The following is an 18,228-nucleotide window of genomic DNA, read 5'->3' on the forward strand; positions in this document are numbered from 1 at the left end:
GATGTTTCCCGAAGGCCTGACCTTTTCCTTCGCCGACGCCGTCAATCGCGGCGTCGACTGGCTGGTGACCCGCTACGGCGATGTCTTCCGCACCGTCTCCGACACCCTGCTGCAGGCCATCGTCTGGCTCGAAGGCCTGCTGCGCAGCACCCCCTGGTGGGCGCTGTTGCTGATCGTCTCGGCCCTGGCCGCCCATGCCACCCGGCGGGTACTGCCGACCCTGCTGATCACCGGCCTGCTGTTCCTGGTCGGCGCCCTGGGGCTCTGGGACAAGCTGATGCAGACCCTGGCCCTGGTGCTGGTGGCCACCGCCATCGCGGTGATCATCGGCATACCCCTGGGCATCCTCTGCGCCCGCAGCGCCCGCCTGCGCCTGGTGCTGATGCCGCTGCTGGACATCATGCAGACCATGCCCAGCTTCGTGTACCTGATCCCGGTGCTGATGCTGTTCGGCCTGGGCAAAGTGCCGGCGATCTTCGCCACGGTGATCTATGCCGCACCACCCTTGATCCGCCTCACCGACCTGGGTATCCGCCAGGTCGATCGCGAGGTCATGGAAGCGGTCAACGCCTTTGGCGCCAGTCGCTGGCAGCAGCTGTTCGGCGTGCAGTTGCCGCTGGCGCTGCCGAGCATCATGGCCGGCATCAACCAGACCACCATGATGGCGCTGTCCATGGTGGTGATCGCCTCCATGATCGGCGCCCGCGGCCTCGGTGAGGAGGTGCTGGTGGGCATCCAGACGTTGGACGTGGGCAAGGGCCTGCAGGCGGGCCTGGCCATCGTAATCCTGGCCGTGGTGATCGACCGCATCACCCAGGCCTACGGTCGTCAGCGCCATGAGGTGGAGCGATGAAAATCGTCGTCGAACGGGTCTCCAAGATCTTCGGCAAGCGCGAACAGGCGGCCCTGGCCTTGCTCCGCGAGGGGCACGACAAGGCCGAGATCCTTGCGCGCACCGGTTGCGTGGTGGGCGTGGACGACCTGTCCCTGGAAATCGCCCAGGGCGAGATCTTCGTCATCATGGGGCTGTCCGGGTCCGGCAAGTCGACCTTGGTACGTCACTTCAACCGGCTGATCGACCCAAGCAGCGGGCGCATCCTCATCGATGGCCAGGACATCCTGCAGCTACCGCTGCCGGCCCTGCGCGAGTTGCGGCGTCAGCGCATCAGCATGGTGTTCCAGAGCTTTGGCCTCTTGCCGCACCGACGGGTGCTGGATAACGTCGCCTACGGCCTCAAGGTCCGCGGCGAGCCCAAGGCGGTCTGCCGGGAACGGGCATTGCACTGGCTGGAGGTGGTTGGCCTGGCCGGCTACGAGGGCAAGTGGCCGCATCAGCTCTCCGGTGGCATGCGTCAACGGGTCGGCCTGGCCCGCGCCCTGGCCGCGGATACCGAGATCATCCTGATGGACGAGGCCTTTTCCGCCCTCGATCCGCTGATCCGTGCCGAGATGCAGGAACAACTGCTGGAATTGCAACAGCGGCTGCACAAGACCATCGTCTTCATCACCCACGACCTGGACGAGGCACTGCGCCTGGGCAATCGCATCGCCATCCTGCGCGACGGTCGCCTGGTGCAGGTGGGTACTCCCGCGGACATCCTCGGCCAGCCGGCCGACGACTACGTGGCCCGCTTCGTCCAGCGGCGCACCGCTGCGACAGTTTGAAACAATTGTGGCAGAGGCCTTCACGAGCATTTCACAGGCCTGACGCTCTGATGGTGAGACCTGCGGCCTGACCCTGTCAGGCCTTTCTCTTCCCACTGGAACCGCGCCGCAATGGACTATCTGCTACAACTCGCCGCTGACCCTACCGTTTGGGCCGCGCTGGCCACCCTGATCGTGATGGAGGTGGTGCTCGGCATCGACAACCTGATCTTCATCTCCATCCTGACCAACAAGCTGCCTGTCCACCAACAGCAGAAGGGCCGTCGCATCGGCATCAGCCTGGCGCTGGTCCTGCGCCTGGGCTTGCTCGGTACCGTGGCCTGGATCGTCCAGCTCACCGAGCCGATCATTGAGGTCTTCGGCAAGAGCTTTTCCTGGAAGGACCTGATCCTCATCGCTGGTGGCCTGTTCCTGTTGTGGAAGGCGACCAAGGAGATCCATCACAACGTCGACCCCGAGCCCGACAGCGCCCTGACCAAGGGCGGCGAGACGGCGACCCTGGCGTTCGGCTCCGCCATCGTGCAGATCCTCTTGCTAGACCTGGTGTTCTCGGTGGACAGCATCATCACCGCCGTGGGCATGACCGAGCACCTGCCGGTGATGGTGATCGCGGTGGTGGTGGCGGTGACCGTCATGTTGCTGGCGGCCGACCCCCTGGCCAAGTTCATCGACAGGAACCCCACTGTCGTGATGCTGGCGCTGGGTTTCCTGATCATGATCGGCATGACCCTGATCGCCGAAGGCTTCGGCGCCCATGTACCCAAGGGCTACATCTATGCGGCCATGGCCTTCTCGGCGCTGATCGAAGGTCTGAACATGCTGTCGCGGCGGGCCAAGCGTCGCCAGCAGCCAGCTGGCAAATAAGAAAAAGGCGTGCTGGAAGGCTTTGTTACATTCCGGCACGTCTATTGCTAACTATAACCTGAGAACCTAGGCACTATCGTTCTAGCCCCTTGTCATAGCAGCGTCACACGTGAGGTTTACAACTGAAGTCATGAACATACAAGCCCAAGCCCAGAACGCCATGCATGCCCTCAGCGCCGCCTTCGCGCCGATGAGCTGCGTCATCGACGCCCCCAGCAAGCGTGGTTTTTCCTTCATCGTCGTCAACGAGCATGGCGTGGCCAAGCACACCCGCCGGATCTACCGCGACGAATACAGCACCCCAAGCCGCCTGCAGGCCATCATCGACAGTACCCGTCTGGCCATCGCCGGCTGAGATTCAGCCGGCTTCCGCTTTATCCCTCCCGCTTTATCTTCTGCGCCCCACCCGAGCTACGGGTGTACCGGCGGCAGATATGCCAACGTTCCCCCCAACAGCCACAGCAGCACCAGCACCAGGGGTGCATGGACCAGCAGCTGCACGAAGGAAAAGCCGACCAGGTCGCGCGCCTTCAGCCCCAGCACGCCCAGCAGTGGCAGCATGTAGAAGGGATTGATCAGATTCGGCAGTGCCTCGGCGGCGTTGTAGATCTGTACCGCCCAGCCCAGGTGATACTGCAGGTCGTTGGCTACCTGCATCACATAGGGCGCCTCGATGATCCACTTGCCCCCGCCCGAGGGGATGAAGAACCCCAGCAGCGCCGAATAGACCCCCATCAACAGGGCGTAGGTGTCGTGGGTGGCGATCTGGGTGAAGAACGCGGCGATATGGTGCGCCAGGGTCTGGCCGTCGGTGCCGTTGACCTTGGTCAGGATGGCGGCGATGGACCCGTACAGCGGGAACTGGATCAGCACCCCGGTGGTGGCCGGCACGGCCCGGGCCACGGCGTCGAGGAAATGCCGCGGCCGCCAGTGCAGCAGGGCCCCCACGCTGATGAACAGCAGGTTGTAGGTGTTCAGCCCGGAGATGGCCTCGATGGCCGGCTTGCTGGCGAATTCCTGTACCAGCCAGCCGGCGGCCAGCAAGACCAGCAGCACGATCAGGATCGGACTGTATTCGAGCCATTCGCCCGGACGGGTCGGTTTGTCGGCGGCCTTGGGTGCCGGGGTGACGTCGACGCCACAGGCGCGGGCATCGCGCGCGCTGTCCGGACCCGGTGCGGTGACATAGGCGATCACCGCCGAGACCACCAGCAGCACCAGCAGCAGGGCCCCGGATTGCCAGAGGAACAGCGTCTGGCTGAAGGGGATCACCCCGGTAATGGCCAGGATCGACGGGGGCAGGCTGGCCGGGTTGGCCTGCAGCTGCGCCGCCGAAGACGACAGCCCCAGGGCCCAGACCGCGCCCAAGCCGAGGTAGGCGGCAGCGCCGGCGGCACGATAGTCCATCTTGAGTTCTTCCCGTCGCGCCAGGGCGCGCACCAGCAGGCCGCCGAACACCAGGCTCAGGCCCCAGTTGAGCAAGGAGGCGAGCATGGCGACCAGGGCCACCCAGCACACCGCACCACGCCCGGTCCGGGGCACCCGCGCCAGCCGCTCGATCAGCCGCGCCGCCGGCCCGGAGCTGGCGACCACATAGCCGCCGATGACCACGAAGGCCATCTGCATGGTGAAGGGAATCAGGCTCCAGAAGCCATCGCCGAAGGCCTTGGCGGTCTTGGCCGCCGGCGCCCCCATGCCAAGGGCGGCCAGGGCCACCACGGCCACGGCGAGCACGGCGAATACCCAGGAATCGGGAAACCAGCGTTCGGCCCAGTTGGAACAGGCCAGGGCGAACCGCGCGCTGCGCGAGTCGCGGGAAGGGGTTGAGCTCATGGTGGATCCTTTTGTTGTTGTTTTGGACAGGGACATCAGGCGTAGGGTGGAAAACGGCGCAGCCTTTTCCACGCGTTGGAAGAGGTGGGTAAGGCTGCGCCGTTACCCACCCTACGGCTCGCGTATTGGGACGTAGGTTGGGCTGAGACGGCTCCATCGTCGAAGCCCAACATGAGGGACGCGGCTTGGGATTGTTGGGCTTCGCTGCGCTCAACCCAACCTACGATTGCTACCGCCGCTCCACCGCCAATGCCACCCCCTGGCCGCCCCCGATGCACAGGGTCGCCAAGCCTCGACGCCCGTCACGGCGGCGCAGTTCGTGGAGCAGGGTCACCAGCACCCGGCAACCGGAGGCGCCGATGGGGTGGCCCAGGGCGATGGCGCCGCCGTTGACGTTGACCTTCTCGTCATCCCAGCCCAGCTCCTGGCCCACCGCCAGCGCCTGGGCGGCGAAGGCTTCGTTGGCTTCGATCAGATCGACGTCGGCCAGCTGCCAGCCGGCTTTTTCCAGCGTCTTCCGGGTCGCCGACACCGGGCCGATGCCCATGATCGCCGGGTCTACCCCGGCGCTGGCATAGGCGGCAATATGGGCGAGCGGCGTGAGCCCCAGGGCAGTGGCCTTGGCCGCACTCATCACCATTACCGCAGCGGCACCGTCGTTCAGGCTGGAGGCGTTGCCCGCAGTGACGCTGCCGTCCTTGGTGAAAGCCGGCCGGAGGCGCGCCAGCCCCTCGGCGGTGGTGTCTGCGCGGATACCCTCGTCGGTGGCGAACAGCAGCGGCTCGCCCCTGCGCTGGGGAATGGAAATCGGCGTGATCTCCTCCTGGAAACGCCCGGATTCCACCGCTGCCGCCGCGCGCTGCTGGGAGCGGGCGGCAAAGGCGTCCTGGGCCTCGCGGCTGATCTGGTACTGCTGCACCAGATTCTCGGCGGTCTGGCCCATGTGGTAGTCGTTGAAGGCATCCCACAGGCCATCGCTGAGCATGGTGTCGACCAGCTCGGCATGGCCCAGCCGCAAGCCGGTGCGTACCTTGGGCAGCACATAGGGCGCCAGGCTCATGTTCTCCATGCCGCCGGCGACGACGATCTCGGCGTCGCCGCAGCGGATCGCCTGGACGGCCAGTTGCACCGCCTTGAGGCCGGAGCCGCAAACCTTGTTCAAGGTCAGGGCCGGCACCTCATGGGGTAGCCCCGCGCGTATTGCGGCCTGGCGCGCCGGATTCTGGCCCGCACCGGCGGTGAGCACCTGGCCGAGGATCACCTCGTCCACCTGGGCTGGGTCTACGCCGGCCTGCTCCAGCAGAGCGCGGATCACCTGGGCGCCCAGTTCCACCGCGGGCACATTGGCCAGGGAGCCCTGAAAACTGCCGACCGCGGTGCGGGTAGCGGCGACGATGACGACGTCTTGCATGATGAGGGTCTCCTCAAGCCTGGATGGGGGCGCCGGTGGCGGCGCGCAGTTCATCGAGGCTCACGCCGTCGGCCAGCTCCACCAGCCTGAGGCCGCCCTCGGTCACCTCCAGTACGGCCAGGTCGGTGATGATCAGGTCGACCACGCCGACGCCGGTCAGCGGCAGGTCGCAGGCCGGCAGGATCTTGTGGGCACCCTTGGCGGTGTGTTCCATCAGCACCACCACGCGTTGCACGCCAGCCACCAGGTCCATGGCGCCGCCCATGCCCTTGACCATCTTGCCGGGGATCATCCAGTTGGCCAGATCGCCTTTTTCCGACACCTGCATGGCGCCCAGGATGGCCAGGTTCACATGGCCGCCGCGGATCATGCCGAAGCTGGTGGCGCTGTCGAAATAGCTGCTGCCGGGCAGGGCGGTGACGGTCTGCTTGCCGGCGTTGATCAGGTCCGGATCAACCGTCTCGGCGGTGGGGAAGGGGCCGATGCCGAGCAGGCCGTTCTCCGACTGCAGCCAGACGTCCATGCCGGCGGGGATGTAGTTGGCGACGAGGGTCGGCAAGCCGATGCCGAGGTTGACGTAGAAGCCGTCCTGCAGCTCCCGAGCGGCGCGTTGCGCCATCTGTTCGCGGGTCCAGGCCATCTTACTTCTCCTCGCTCAGGGTGCGTTTCTCGATGCGTTTCTCGGGGCTTGCGTTGACCACTAGGCGCTGCACGAAGATGCCGGGCAGGTGGATCTGGTCGGGGTCCAGCTCGCCGACTTCCACCAGCTCTTCCACCTCGGCGATGCAGACGCGACCGGCCATGGCGCACAGCGGGTTGAAGTTGCGCGCGGTCTTGTTGAATACCAGGTTGCCGGCTTTGTCGGCGCGCAGCGCCTTGACCAGGGCCACGTCGGCGGTCAGCGCCAGTTCCATGACATGGGGCTGGCCATTGAAGTCGCGCACCTCCTTGCCCTCGGCCACCAGGGTGCCGTAGCCGGTACGGGTGTAGAACGCCGGGATGCCGGCGCCACCGGCGCGCAGCTTCTCGGCCAGGGTCCCCTGGGGCGTGAATTCCAGTTCCAGCTCGCCAGCCAGGTACTGGCGCTCGAACTCCTTGTTCTCGCCCACGTAGGAGGAAATCATCTTGCGGATCTGCCGGGTCTCCAGCAGTTGGCCAAGGCCGAAGCCATCCACCCCGGCATTGTTGCTGATGGCGGTCAGCTCGCGGGCACCGGTATCGCGTAGCGCGGCGATCAGCGCCTCGGGAATGCCGCAGAGGCCGAAGCCGCCCACGGCCAGGGTGATGCCGTCGCTGACCAGCCCGTCGAGGGCAGCCGCGGCGTTGGGATAGAGCTTGTTCATGGCAGAGGTCCTCTTGTCGTTATTGGGCGGTCCAGCCGCCGTCCATGGTCCAGGCGGCGCCGCGCACCTGGGCGGCGGCGTCGCTGCACAGGAACAGCGCCAGCTCGCCCAGCTGGTCGGTGGTGACGAATTCCTGCGACGGCTGCTTCTCGCTGAGCAGGTCGCGACGGGCCTGATCCGGGTCGCTGCCCCGGCTTTCCAGCTGCTGCTGGATCAGCGGGGTGAGCACGAAACCCGGACAGAGCGCGTTGCAGGTGATGCCGGTGCGGGCTGTCTCCAGGGCAGTGACCTTGGTCAGGCCCACCACCCCATGCTTGGCGGCGACGTAGGCTGCCTTGCCGGTGGAGGCGACCAGGCCGTGCACCGAGGAGATGTTGACGATGCGGCCCCAGTCGCGCTCGCGCATGGTCGGCAGCGCCAGGCGGGTGGTGTGGAACACCGCCGAGAGATTGAGGGCGATCACCGCGTCCCAGCGCTCCACGGGAAAATCTTCCACCGGTGCCACGTGCTGGATGCCGGCGTTGTTGACCAGGATATCCACGCCGCCGAAGTCGCGGCTGGCGTAGGTGAAGAGGTCTGCTATCTCGTCCGGCTTGGACAGGTCGGCGGCGTGGAAGCCGGTACGACCGGCGATGCTGGCTTGCGCGGGCGCAGGATCGCCGAAGCCGTTGAGAATGAGCGTGGCGCCCGCGGCAGCCAGGCGTTGGGCGATGCCCAGGCCAATGCCGCTGGTGGAGCCGGTGACCAGGGCGGTCTTGCCGGTAAGGTCCATGAGCTGTCTCCTTAGACGAGGCCGGTCAGGTAGTAGAGGGCGATGACGAAGAACACCGCCACGGTCTTGATCAGAGTGATCTTGAACACGCCGCCATAGGCTTCGCGGTGGGTCAGGCCGGTGACCGCTAGCAGGGTGATGACCGCGCCGTTATGCGGCAGGGTGTCCATGCCGCCACTGGCCATGGCCGCGACCCGGTGCAGGACTTCCAGCGGGATGCCCGCGCCATTGGCGGCGGCGATGAAGGTGTCGCTCATGGCCGCCAGGGCGATGCTCATACCGCCTGATGCGGAACCGGTGATGCCGGCCAGCAGGGTCACGCTCACCGCCTCGTTGATCAACGGATCGGGAATGGCCTTGAGGCCCTGGGCGAAGAGCACGAAGCCGGGCAGGGCAGCGATCACCGCGCCGAAGCCGTATTCGGACGCCGTGTTCATCCCGGCCAACAGGGCGCCGGAGACGGCGGTTTTGCTGCCCTCGGCCAACCGGCCGCGGATGGCGCCGAAGCCGGTCGCCAGCACCAGCAGGATGCCCGCCAGCAACGCGCCTTCCACCGCCCAGATACCGGTCAGCTTGGCCACCTCCTGGGTCACCGGCTTGGCCATGCCCGGCAGCGCCAGGTTGTGGGTGGCGCCGTACCAGTCGGGAATCCAGCGGGTCAGCAGGAGGTTGAGCACGCCCACCAGCACCAGCGGCGCCAGGGCCAGCCAGGGGTTGGGCAGCGGCAGGTCGGCGGAGGTCTCCGGCTCGTTGCGCAACGGCACGCTGGCATAGCCTTCGCCACTGTTGCGGGCCTTGCGCCGGGCGCTGCCAAGGTAGGTCAGGCCCACGGCGATGACGATCACCGATCCGGCCAGGCCCAGCCAGGGCGCTGCCCAGGCAGTGGTCTGGAAGAAGCTGGTGGGAATGATGTTCTGGATCTGCGGCGTGCCGGGCAGGGCGTCCATGGTGAAGGAAAAGGCGCCCAGGGCGATGGTGGCCGGAATCAGCCGCTTGGGGATGTCGCTCTGGCGAAACATCTCGGCGGCGAAGGGATAGACGGCAAAGACCACCACGAACAGCGAGACACCGCCATAGGTGAGCAGGGCGCAGACCGCGACGATCACCGGGATGGCTCGTTCGCGACCGAGCAGGCGAATGGCCGCGGCGACGATGGCGCGGGAGAAACCCGACAGCTCGATCAGCTTGCCGAACAGGGCACCGAGCATGAACACCGGGAAGTACAGCTTGAGAAAGCCCACCATCTTGTCCATGAACACCCCGGTGAAGGCGGGCGCCACGGCGGACGGATCGGTGAGCAGCACGGCGCCAAGGGCGGCGAGAGGGGCGAAGAGGATGACACTGAAACCCCGGTAGGCGGCGAACATCAGCAGCGCTAGGGCGGCGAGTGCGATCAGGACACTCATGGCTTCTCCTAGAGCTTCGCCTGAGGCGAAGCGATTCTTGTTGTTATAGGGCGATACCGAGATCGCCTGAACGCAGGAGCCAGAACCGTGCCAAGTTATTAAGTCTTTGTTTTATATGATCTTTTATTTCGGCGATAGAAAATCGCCAAAAGTTTTTCTCAAAAGCTGGATTGATAGGTTGGCTTGAGCGGAGCGAAGCCCAACATTTGCCCGAGGCCGACAATGTCGTACTTCGACGATAGAGCCGTCTCAACCCAAGCTACAGCCTGTACCCTGTAGGAGCGGCCCATGGCCGCGATAGTCCGCCCATCGCGACCATGGGCCGCTCCTACAGCCTGTCTCTTTTCATAGAAGTGTCTCAATTGGGAGACGTCAGTCCCAGCGCCATCAGCTTCTTGTACAGCGTAGACCGCCCTAACCCTAGGCGCCGAGCGGCTTCATCCACCTTGCCGCCGCAGGCGGCCAGGGTGTCCTGCAACAGCTCGCGATCGAAGCGCTGGCGGGCTTCGGCATAGGTTTCGCCGCTCTGGCCAGGGAGGGATCGACCTGCTGTGACAGGTGCGGGGGCCCCATCCAGCGCCGCGGCCAGGGCCCTCGCATCCAGCTGGCTGTCGTCGCCTAGCAGCACCGCGCGTTCCAGCACATTGCGCAACTCGCGCACGTTGCCGGGCCAGGGTTGGCGCTGTAGCAGCGCCAGGCCATCGGCGGTGAGGTCGGGCGTCGACTGTCCGCCAACCTGGGGCAGGCTGTCGAGGATGGCCTCGGCCAGCACCGCCAGGTCGTCCAGTCGCTCACGCAGCGGCGGGATGCGGATCGGCAGCACGTTGAGGCGATAATAGAGATCGGCGCGAAAGCGTCCCTCGGCCACGGCCGCTTCCAGGTCACGGGAAGTAGCGGCGATCATCCGCACGTCGCAGGCCAGCACCTCGTTGGAGCCCAGTGGCTCGTACTCCTTTTCCTGCAGCACCCTTAGCAGCTTGGCCTGCAAGGCCAGGGGCATGTCGCCGATCTCGTCGAGAAAAAGGGTGCCGCCCTGGGCGATCTGTAACTTGCCTGGACGTGCCCGGCGCTCGGCGCCGGTAAAGGCGCCCGGGGCGGTGCCGAAGAATTCCGCTTCCAGCAGGCTTTCCGGAATGGCGGCGGCATTGATGCTGACGAAGGGTCGCCCAGCGCGTGGCGAGGCGCCGTGGATGGCGTGGGCCAGCAGCTCCTTGCCGGTGCCGGTCTCGCCCAGCAACAGCACTGCCGCTTCACTGGCCGCGGCGCGGCGGGCGCGACGCTTGACCTCCAGGCTGGTCGGTCCGCTACCAACGAAATGGCCGAAGCCGTACTTGGCGGTACGCGCGTGCTGCAGCGAACGCCGGGTGGTGGCCAGCTCTTCCTGGATTCGCAGGTAGCGGGTCACCAGGGGCGCCAGCTGCTGCAACTGGTCGAACAGGGCGAAGCCGATGGCACCGATCAGTTCGCCGTCATCGGTATGGATCGGCAGCCGCATCACCACCAGGGGGCCGCTGCGGGTCTCCAGCATGTCCAGCAGGATCGGCTGACCGTTGCGCGCCACCTCGCGCAGCAGGCTGTGGGGAATGATCTGCTCCACCGGCTGGCCGATGGCGGCGGCGGCATCCGGTAGGCCGAAGTGCTGGGCGTATCTCTGGTTGATCCAGACGATGCGCGCCTCGCGGTCGACGATCACCGTGCCATTGCTGGTCTGCTCGATGATCTCGAACAGCGAGCGGATCGCCCGCTGGCGGATGCCGGCGTAGTCCTCCAGCCCCGGCAGGCCGGCTGGGGTACGGCTCATGGCTTCAGCGCATGGCGCAGCTGGTGCAGCCGCCGCTGGACGATGCGTTCGCGCCGCGCCGCGTCCCAGTCATAGAAGCCCGCGCCACTGCGCACCCCGGTGCGGCCGGCGGCCACCTGGTCTTCCAGCAGCTGCAGTGGCGCCTCGTCTCGCGCCAGGGTCGGCCAGAGGTGGCTGGCGATGTCGCGGAAGGTGTCCAGGCCGCCCATGTCCGCCGCCTCCAGGGGGCCGACCATGGCATAGCGCCGACCCAGGGAGGCGCGCATCACCCGATCCACCGTCTCGGCATCCGCCGCGCCGCTCTGCACGATGTGCAGGGCCTCGCGCAGCAGGGCAAATTGCAGGCGATTGCCGACGAAGCCGGGAATGGCGCGCTGCAGCACCACGGCTTCCAATTCGGCGGCTTCCAGCAGCTGGCGAACGGACTCCAGGTGCGCGGGCAGGGTGGCTGTGCCGGGTACCAGCTCCACCAGGGGAATGAAGTGTGGCGGATTCCAGAAGTGCGCGATCAGCAAGCGCTCGGGATAACGCAGGTGCGCCGCCAGCTCGTCCGGTGGCAGGCCGCTGGTGTTGCTGGCGATCAGGGCGTCGGGGCGCAGCACGGCTTCGAGCTGAGCATAGAGACGATGCTTGAGCTCCAGGCGCTCGGGTACGGCTTCGAACAGCAGGTCGTAGTCGGCGAGATCGGCAAGCTCGGTCGTCGTCGTGAGGCGGCCTATGACTGCCTCGGTGTCCACCGCGATATCCGCTTCTTCCAGCTCGGCGAGCAGGGTACGCGCGGTGGCCGCGACCTCGGCGAGTCGGCTGGGGTCGACGTCCTGCAGGCGCACGGCATGACCGTGGCGAGCGAGGTGCACGGCGATACCGATGCCCATGAGACCGGAACCCAGGACGGCGAGGCGTGGCGTGGTCATGATCTTTTCCTTGTAAGACGGCCGCGGCAACCGTCTCACACTTGACTGCCCTCGGCCAAGGCACGGGGGCGCTCCCGTGCGCCAAAGCTGGAGGCGCGCCTCTATCATCGTGGCTCTTGCGCACTCCGGGTACGCCTGATGGGCATCGGGGTAGCGGCGCTGGGCTATGGCGTGTTCAATGGCCTGAGTCGTACCACCGCCCCCGCTTCGCTCTAGGAGATCGACCATGCGCATCCTCAACGCCCGCCTGCGTGACCGCGAAGGCCTCCACGACATCCGCCTTGAAGGCGGACGCATCGCCGCCATCGCCGAGCAGCTGATGCCCCCCGCGGTAGGGCCGGACGACCTCGACGCCGCTGGCAACCTGGTGGTGCCGCCCTTCGTCGAGCCGCACATCCACCTCGATGCCACTCTGACCGCTGGCGAGCCGCGCTGGAACATGAGCGGCACCCTGTTCGAAGGCATCGAGTGCTGGGGCGAGCGCAAGGCCACGATCACTCAGGAAGACACCAAGACCCGCGCCAAGCGCACCATCCGCGCCCTGGCGGCCCACGGCATCCAGCACGTACGCACCCATGTGGATGTCACCGATCCGTCTCTGGCGGCGCTCAAGGCCATGCTGGAGGTGCGCGAGGAAAGCGGGCACCTGATCGACCTGCAGATCGTCGCCTTTCCCCAGGAGGGCATCGAGTCCTTCAAGAATGGGCGCGAGCTGATGGAGGAGTCCATCCGCCTGGGCGCCGATGTGGTCGGTGGCATTCCGCACTTCGAATACACCCGCGACCAGGGCGTAAGCTCGGTGAAATTCCTCATGGACCTGGCCGAGCGCACCGGCTGCCTGGTGGACGTCCATTGCGACGAAACCGACGATCCGCATTCGCGCTTTCTGGAGGTGCTGGCCGAAGAGGCGCGCAGCCGCGGCATGGGTTCGCGGGTCACCGCGAGCCACACCACCGCCATGGGCTCCTATGACAACGCCTACTGCGCCAAGCTGTTCCGCCTGCTGACCCACGCCGGCATCAACTTCATCTCCTGCCCGACCGAGAGCATCCACCTGCAGGGCCGCTTCGACAGCTTCCCCAAGCGCCGCGGCGTGACTCGGGTCAACGAGTTGCTGGAAGCCGGCCTCAATGTCTGCTTCGCTCAGGATTCCATCGTCGATCCCTGGTATCCGCTGGGCAACGGCAACATCCTGCGGGTGCTGGAAGCGGGGCTGCACATCTGCCACATGCTCGGCTATCGCAACCTGCAGTCGGCGCTGGATCTGGTCACGGTGAACAGTGCCAAGGCGCTTTGCCTGGGCGACCGTTATGGCCTGGAGGAGGGGCGGCCCGCCAACCTGCTGGTGCTCTCCGCCGACAGCGACTACGAGATGGTCCGCAGCCAGGGCCTGCCGTTGTACTCCATCCGCCACGGCAAGGTGCTGATGCAACGCCGCCCGGCGCAGGTGGAGCTGGCGGATCGGTAGTAGGTGTTGGTCAGGGCGGTCGGGTGGTCCGCCGATGCGGACAGGCTTGCCGGTCGCTTGTGATTTTTCAGGACTGGCAAAGATCTGAATCTCACTCGTACAACCCCCTCTCCCTCTGGGAGAGGGCTGGGGTGAGGGTGCACCCCAAGCCGCAGTCTCAGTGGAAAAGGCTGCGCCGTTTTCCACGCTACGGCGCTACGACGCTGATACTCACTCGGACAACCCCCTCTCCCTTTGGGAGAGGGCTGGGGTGAGGGCGCGCCCCATACCGAAGTCCCCTGTGGAAAAGGCTGCGCCGTTTTCCACGCTACGGCACTGGGTCTAGGTAGGCGCGGCTGCGACCACGGTAGGTTGGGTTGAGACGGCTCCATCGTCGAAGCCCAACATTGGCGCTGTTGGGCTTCGCTAGCGCTCAACCCAACCTACGGAGACCCATGAGTGATCGGCTGATCGCGGCCATGGGCCGCTCCTACGTGCTAACTCCTGTAGGAGCGGCCCATGGCCGCGATATCCAATACCATCACCTAAATCGGCGGATCGCCATGGCCTCGACCAACCTTGGCGCTGTTGGACTTCGCTAGCGCTCAACCCAACCCACGAAAACTTACCGCCCGCTTTCCGCGAAATCCCGTAGCGCCGCGCCGTCCAGGCGATAGCGCACCCACTCGCCCTGGGCCTTGGCGCCGAGACTTTCGTAGAAGTCGATGGCCGGGGTGTTCCAGTCCAGCACGCTCCATTCCAGGCGGCCGCAATCATTGGCCACGGCCTCGCGGGCCAGCTCGCGCAGCAGGCCCTTGCCCAGGCCGGTGCCGCGGGCGATCGGGCTCACATAGAGGTCTTCCAGGTAGATGCCGTTGCGGCCCAGCCAGGTGGAATAGCTGTAGAAATACACCGCGTAGCCCACCACCACGCCCTCGTGCTCGGCGACCAGGGCGCGGGTCGGGGTGTCGGGGGCGAAGAGGGTGGCCTCGATCTGCGCCGGGCTGGCCAGCACCTCGTGGACGGCCTTTTCGTAGTCGGCCAGTTCGACGATCAGGGCATGGATACGGGCGGCGTCTTCGCGGCGGGCGGGGCGGATCTGGAGCGTCATGGGGGTCCTTGGCTAGGTCGCGGGGCGACGACGACCTCAGGAGGTAGCCGTCGCCCGGTGGGCTGCCCGGGACAGCATGGCGGCGACCTGCGCGGCCAGCTGGTCCAGGGTGAAGGGCTTGGTCATGAGTTCCATGTTACCACCCAGAAAGGCCGTCCTACTGAGCGCGCCCTCGGCATAGCCGGTCAGGAACAGCACCGGCAGCCGTGGTCTGAGCTGCTGGATCACCTCCGCCAGCTGGCGCCCATTCAGGCCCGGCAGGCCGACATCGGTCACCAGCAGGTTCAATTCGGGGATCTGCTCCAGCAGGCGCAGCGCGGTCTTGCCTTCGGCCGCGCTCCAGACGCGATAGCCCAGGGCTTCCAGCGCCTCCTGGTTGACCAGGCGCACGGCGTCGTCGTCTTCCACCAGCAGGATGGTTTCGCCGGCGCCCTGGGCGAATTCCGCCGGCGTTGACCGCTTCGGCTCGGCGTTCTGCTCCGCTGTCGGCAGGTAGACGCAGACCCGGGTGCCGCGCTCGTTGCTGGCGATGGTCAGGCGGCCATTACTCTGCCGGGCGAAGCCATATACCATCGACAGGCCCAGCCCCGTGCCCTGGCCCTGCGGCTTGGTGGTGAAGAAGGGTTCGAGCACCTTGCCCAGCAGCCGCTCCGGGATGCCGGTCCCGGTATCCAGGACCTCGATGCGGACATAGTCTCCCGGCACCAGGGCATCGTCCTCGGTCCCCTGTGCGGTAACGGTGACCAGGGAGGTCGCCAGGTTGATGACCCCGCCGTCCGGCATGGCATCGCGGGCGTTGATCACCAGGTTGAGCAGGGCGTTCTCCAGCTGATTGGCGTCGGCCAGGATCCAGGGCAGGTCATCGGCAAGGGCGAGGGTCACCGAGATCTGCTCGCTCACCGTGCGTTGCAGCAGTTCCTGCAACGCCAGGATCAGTTCGTTGGCGCACATGGGGCGGGATTCCAGCGATTGCCGGCGCGAGAACGCCAGCAACCGTTGGGTGAGCGACGCCGCCCGATGCGCCGAGTGCTGCGCGGCCTCCATGTACCGCTCCAGGCCTTGCAGCTGGTTCTTGCCCTTGATCCGCATCAGATCGAGCGCGCCCAGTACCCCGGTCAGCATGTTGTTGAAGTCATGGGCGATACCGCCAGTGAGCTGGCCGACCGCTTCCATCTTCAACGACTGCCGCAGCTGCTCTTCGGCGCGGCTGCGCTCGGTGGTTTCCCGTTGCAACTCGCTCAGGGTGTGGGCGAGGGTGCGGGTTCGTTCCGCCACCTGGGATTCCAGTTCCTCGTTGAAGCGCCGCAAGGCCAGTTCCGCGCGCTTTTCCTCGCTGATGTCGGCGATCACCGTGGTCGCGCCGATGATCCGCTGAGCCTCGTCGTGCAAGGGCACCGCGCTCACGCGCAGCCAGGATTCCTCGCCCGCATCGTTGGTGTGATAGAAATCCTGCCCCTTCACCCGCTCGCCTCGCAGGGCCCGCGCCCCGGGGAATTGATCGGGCTGCAGCAGCCGCCCGGCGGTATCCAGGGCGGCCCAGCGTAGCGCCTCCTCAGGCTGCCGAGACGGGATCTGTTGGCCGGACACATGCTGCTCATAGAAGGGGTTGCTGACCAGGGTGCGGCCTTCGCTGTCCATGAAGGCCACGCCGACCGGCAGGTTCTCCAGCAGCGTCTGCATGCGCTCACGTTCCTGGGCGAGTTCGGTGAGACGATCGCGCATCTCGAACTGGCGCAGGCGTGAGCGCCAGGCGGCCGCGACGCTGCTCAGCAGGGAAGCACCGCTCAGGGGCCGTTCCAGGATCACCAGATTGGTCGCCGCCGCGGGCAGCTGACGGCGCAGGAGATCATTGCCCCGTCCCGAACGCTTGGAGTCCGACGCCAGCAGCACCAGCGGAATGTCCGACCAGGTCGGCTGCCGCTCCAGTGCCTCTGCCAGGGAGGTCATGTCCTGGCGCAGGGCCTCCTCGGTGAAGACGATGATCCCGATGTCGTCGCCGAGCGCTGCCGCCACCTCGTCCAGGGTGGACAGGTAGCGGGTGTGATAGCCCTGGGTGAAGAGCCGCTGCAGGCTGGCTGCGTCACCTCGCAAGGGCGCGCAGATGATGAGTTCGCAGGACGGCGCCGCTGTCTTCGTCAATCGCGCTCTTCCATCAGGGGCTGTTTGGCACCGAAATACTCCGGCGTACCGGTCAGCACGCCACGGAAGTCCACCAGGGGCTTGCCGACCCGAATGCCCTTGGTGTCGATGCGCAATTCCCGAATCGCGTCCTCATGACCGCCACCGCGGTGCTTGAGGATGGAAATGGCCTTGCGCAGGCGCCCCTGCGCTTCGAAGAAACGGATCAGCACCACGGTGTCGGCGATATAGGAGATGTCGAGACTGGAGGTCATCGAGCCGACCAGCCCGTGCTGGGGATTGATGAGAAAGGTCACCACCCCGGATTGGCTCAGGTACGAGAGCAGTTCGTGCATCTGCAGGATCAGCTGCTGTTCCTGCGGCATGGCCGCCAGGTAGCCATTGAGACTGTCCAACACCAGCATCCGGCAGTCGTCTTCCTCGACATCCCGCCGCACGCGCCAGGCAAACTCGCCCGGAGACAGCTCGGCGGGATCGATCTGGTGGACCACCAGCAGACCTTCCTCGATATAGCGCAGCAGCGGCATGCCCATGCTGTCCGCGCGCTTGAGCAGGGTGCCGATGCGCTCGTCGAACTCATAGACGGCGCACCTTTCGCCCCGCGCGCAGGCCGCCATCACGAACTGCAGGGCGAGGGTGGTCTTGCCCGTACCGGCCGGGCCGGTGATCAGGGTGCTGGTACCGCGCAAGGGACCGCCGTGCAACAGGGCGTCCATGTCGTCGATATTGCTGGGCACCGGCTCGCCGGCGAAATCCTGGTAGCGTCCCGCCGCGATCATGCGCGGATAGACCTCCAGGCCGCCGCGGCGGATGGTGAAATCGTGATAACCGGCGATGAAGTCCACGCCGCGCAGTTTCTGAACCTGCAGGCGTCGGCGCGCGGCGCCGAAGTCCAGGGTCAGGCGCTCCAGGGTCAACACCCCGTGGCAGAGGCTGTGCAGGTGGTTGTCGCGTTCGCCGCCGCTGGTGGTCAGATCGTCCACCAGCAGGACGGTGAGGCCACGCCCGGCGAAGAACTGCTTGAGCGCCAGCACCTGGCGCCGATAACGCAGCGGGTCCTGCGCCAGCAGGCGCATCTCCGAGAGACTGTCGAACACCAACCGGCTCGGTTTGAGCTCGTCCACGCGAGCCTGGATCAGCCCGATGGTGTCACCCAGCTCGGACTCCCAGGGATGCAGGATGGTCTGCTCCTGCGCGCCGCCTAGTACCGCATCGGCGGCCGACAGCTCGAACAGATCCACGCCGTCCAGGCTCCAGCCATGGGACTCGGCCACGCTTTGCAGCTCTTCACCGGTCTCCGACAGCGTGATGTACAGCACCGACTCGCCTCGGCGCACGCCTTCGAAGAGAAACTGCAGACCCAGAGTGGTCTTGCCCGACCCCGGGGTGCCTTCGAGCAGGTAGAGCCGATCTTTCGGCAAACCGCCGCGCAAGACCCTGTCCAGGCCAGGATTGCCTGTCGCGATAATTGACGGGCTAGGGGAACTCATGGATGACCGGACCTCGCGGCGACGGGAACGAA

The 18,228-nt window shown here is 66.2% G+C and carries 16 protein-coding genes; 5 read left to right on the plus strand and 11 right to left on the minus strand.

The genetic code is table 11. The annotated features are described in order from the left end of the window. Nucleotide 1: 1 nt before the first annotated feature. From PJ259_RS01305 to PJ259_RS01320, 4 genes are all read left to right on the plus strand, one after another. The gene (locus PJ259_RS01305; protein ID WP_271654433.1) at nucleotides 2-853 is read left to right on the plus strand and encodes an ABC transporter permease; all 852 of its coding nucleotides are present in this window, start codon (nucleotides 2-4) and stop codon (nucleotides 851-853) included. Next, a complete protein-coding gene (locus tag PJ259_RS01310; protein ID WP_271654434.1) occupies nucleotides 850-1,665 on the plus strand; it encodes a quaternary amine ABC transporter ATP-binding protein in 816 nt (271 codons plus the stop codon). Before PJ259_RS01305 ends, PJ259_RS01310 begins: the two co-directional genes overlap by 4 nt. A 111-nt stretch (nucleotides 1,666-1,776) precedes the next feature. After that, nucleotides 1,777-2,529 (plus strand): TerC family protein, encoded by a 753-nt coding sequence (locus PJ259_RS01315; protein WP_059314349.1) that lies wholly within the window; start codon nucleotides 1,777-1,779, stop codon nucleotides 2,527-2,529. Between the two features lie 130 nt (nucleotides 2,530-2,659). Next, nucleotides 2,660-2,884 (plus strand): hypothetical protein, encoded by a 225-nt coding sequence (locus tag PJ259_RS01320; protein ID WP_059314350.1) that lies wholly within the window; start codon nucleotides 2,660-2,662, stop codon nucleotides 2,882-2,884. A gap of 56 nt (nucleotides 2,885-2,940) precedes the next feature. Here PJ259_RS01320 and PJ259_RS01325 read toward each other — a convergent pair whose 3' ends face one another. The 8 genes from PJ259_RS01325 to PJ259_RS01360 all read right to left on the minus strand — a co-directional run bounded on the left by PJ259_RS01325 (nucleotide 2,941) and on the right by PJ259_RS01360 (nucleotide 12,009). After that, nucleotides 2,941-4,362 (minus strand): short-chain fatty acid transporter, encoded by a 1,422-nt coding sequence (locus tag PJ259_RS01325; protein ID WP_271654435.1) that lies wholly within the window; start codon nucleotides 4,360-4,362, stop codon nucleotides 2,941-2,943. A gap of 229 nt (nucleotides 4,363-4,591) precedes the next feature. After that, entirely contained in the window at nucleotides 4,592-5,773 is a 1,182-nt protein-coding gene (locus PJ259_RS01330) for an acetyl-CoA C-acetyltransferase (RefSeq protein WP_271654436.1), read from the minus strand. Nucleotides 5,774-5,786: 13 nt separating this feature from the next. Then, a complete protein-coding gene (locus tag PJ259_RS01335; protein WP_271654437.1) occupies nucleotides 5,787-6,413 on the minus strand; it encodes a CoA transferase subunit B in 627 nt (208 codons plus the stop codon). 1 nt (nucleotide 6,414) lies between these two features. Further along, entirely contained in the window at nucleotides 6,415-7,116 is a 702-nt protein-coding gene (locus PJ259_RS01340) for a CoA transferase subunit A (protein ID WP_271654438.1), read from the minus strand. 19 nt (nucleotides 7,117-7,135) lie between these two features. Continuing rightward, nucleotides 7,136-7,888 carry a 3-hydroxybutyrate dehydrogenase gene (locus tag PJ259_RS01345; protein ID WP_271654439.1) on the minus strand — a complete coding sequence of 251 codons (753 nt, stop codon included), beginning with the start codon at nucleotides 7,886-7,888 and terminating at the stop codon, nucleotides 7,136-7,138. An 11-nt stretch (nucleotides 7,889-7,899) separates the two neighbouring features. Further along, nucleotides 7,900-9,294: a GntP family permease gene (locus PJ259_RS01350; RefSeq protein WP_271654440.1), complete on the minus strand. Its 1,395-nt coding sequence runs from the start codon at nucleotides 9,292-9,294 to the stop codon at nucleotides 7,900-7,902. A gap of 358 nt (nucleotides 9,295-9,652) precedes the next feature. After that, a complete protein-coding gene (locus PJ259_RS01355) occupies nucleotides 9,653-11,095 on the minus strand; it encodes a sigma-54 interaction domain-containing protein (RefSeq protein ID WP_271654441.1) in 1,443 nt (480 codons plus the stop codon). Continuing rightward, entirely contained in the window at nucleotides 11,092-12,009 is a 918-nt protein-coding gene (locus PJ259_RS01360; protein WP_271654442.1) for a 3-hydroxyacyl-CoA dehydrogenase family protein, read from the minus strand. Before PJ259_RS01360 ends, PJ259_RS01355 begins: the two co-directional genes overlap by 4 nt. A 226-nt stretch (nucleotides 12,010-12,235) precedes the next feature. On the opposite strand from PJ259_RS01360, the gene codA reads away from it, so the two are divergent. Further along, complete coding sequence (gene codA, locus PJ259_RS01365; RefSeq protein WP_271654443.1) at nucleotides 12,236-13,477, plus strand: cytosine deaminase; 1,242 nt, start codon at nucleotides 12,236-12,238, stop codon at nucleotides 13,475-13,477. A gap of 604 nt (nucleotides 13,478-14,081) precedes the next feature. Here the strand turns inward: codA and PJ259_RS01370 are convergent. The 3 genes from PJ259_RS01370 to PJ259_RS01380 are packed head-to-tail and all read right to left on the minus strand — an operon-like array spanning nucleotide 14,082 to nucleotide 18,196. Next, entirely contained in the window at nucleotides 14,082-14,567 is a 486-nt protein-coding gene (locus PJ259_RS01370; RefSeq protein WP_059314360.1) for a GNAT family N-acetyltransferase, read from the minus strand. Nucleotides 14,568-14,603: 36 nt separating this feature from the next. Continuing rightward, a complete protein-coding gene (locus PJ259_RS01375) occupies nucleotides 14,604-16,706 on the minus strand; it encodes an ATP-binding protein (protein WP_059314361.1) in 2,103 nt (700 codons plus the stop codon). Continuing rightward, nucleotides 16,703-18,196 carry an ATPase domain-containing protein gene (locus PJ259_RS01380; protein ID WP_059314362.1) on the minus strand — a complete coding sequence of 498 codons (1,494 nt, stop codon included), beginning with the start codon at nucleotides 18,194-18,196 and terminating at the stop codon, nucleotides 16,703-16,705. Before PJ259_RS01380 ends, PJ259_RS01375 begins: the two co-directional genes overlap by 4 nt. Between the last annotated feature and the right edge of the window lie 32 nt (nucleotides 18,197-18,228).

This window comes from Pseudomonas sp. JBR1 (assembly GCF_028198185.1).
Taxonomy (GTDB): Bacteria; Pseudomonadota; Gammaproteobacteria; order Pseudomonadales; family Pseudomonadaceae; genus Chryseomonas; species Chryseomonas oryzihabitans_E.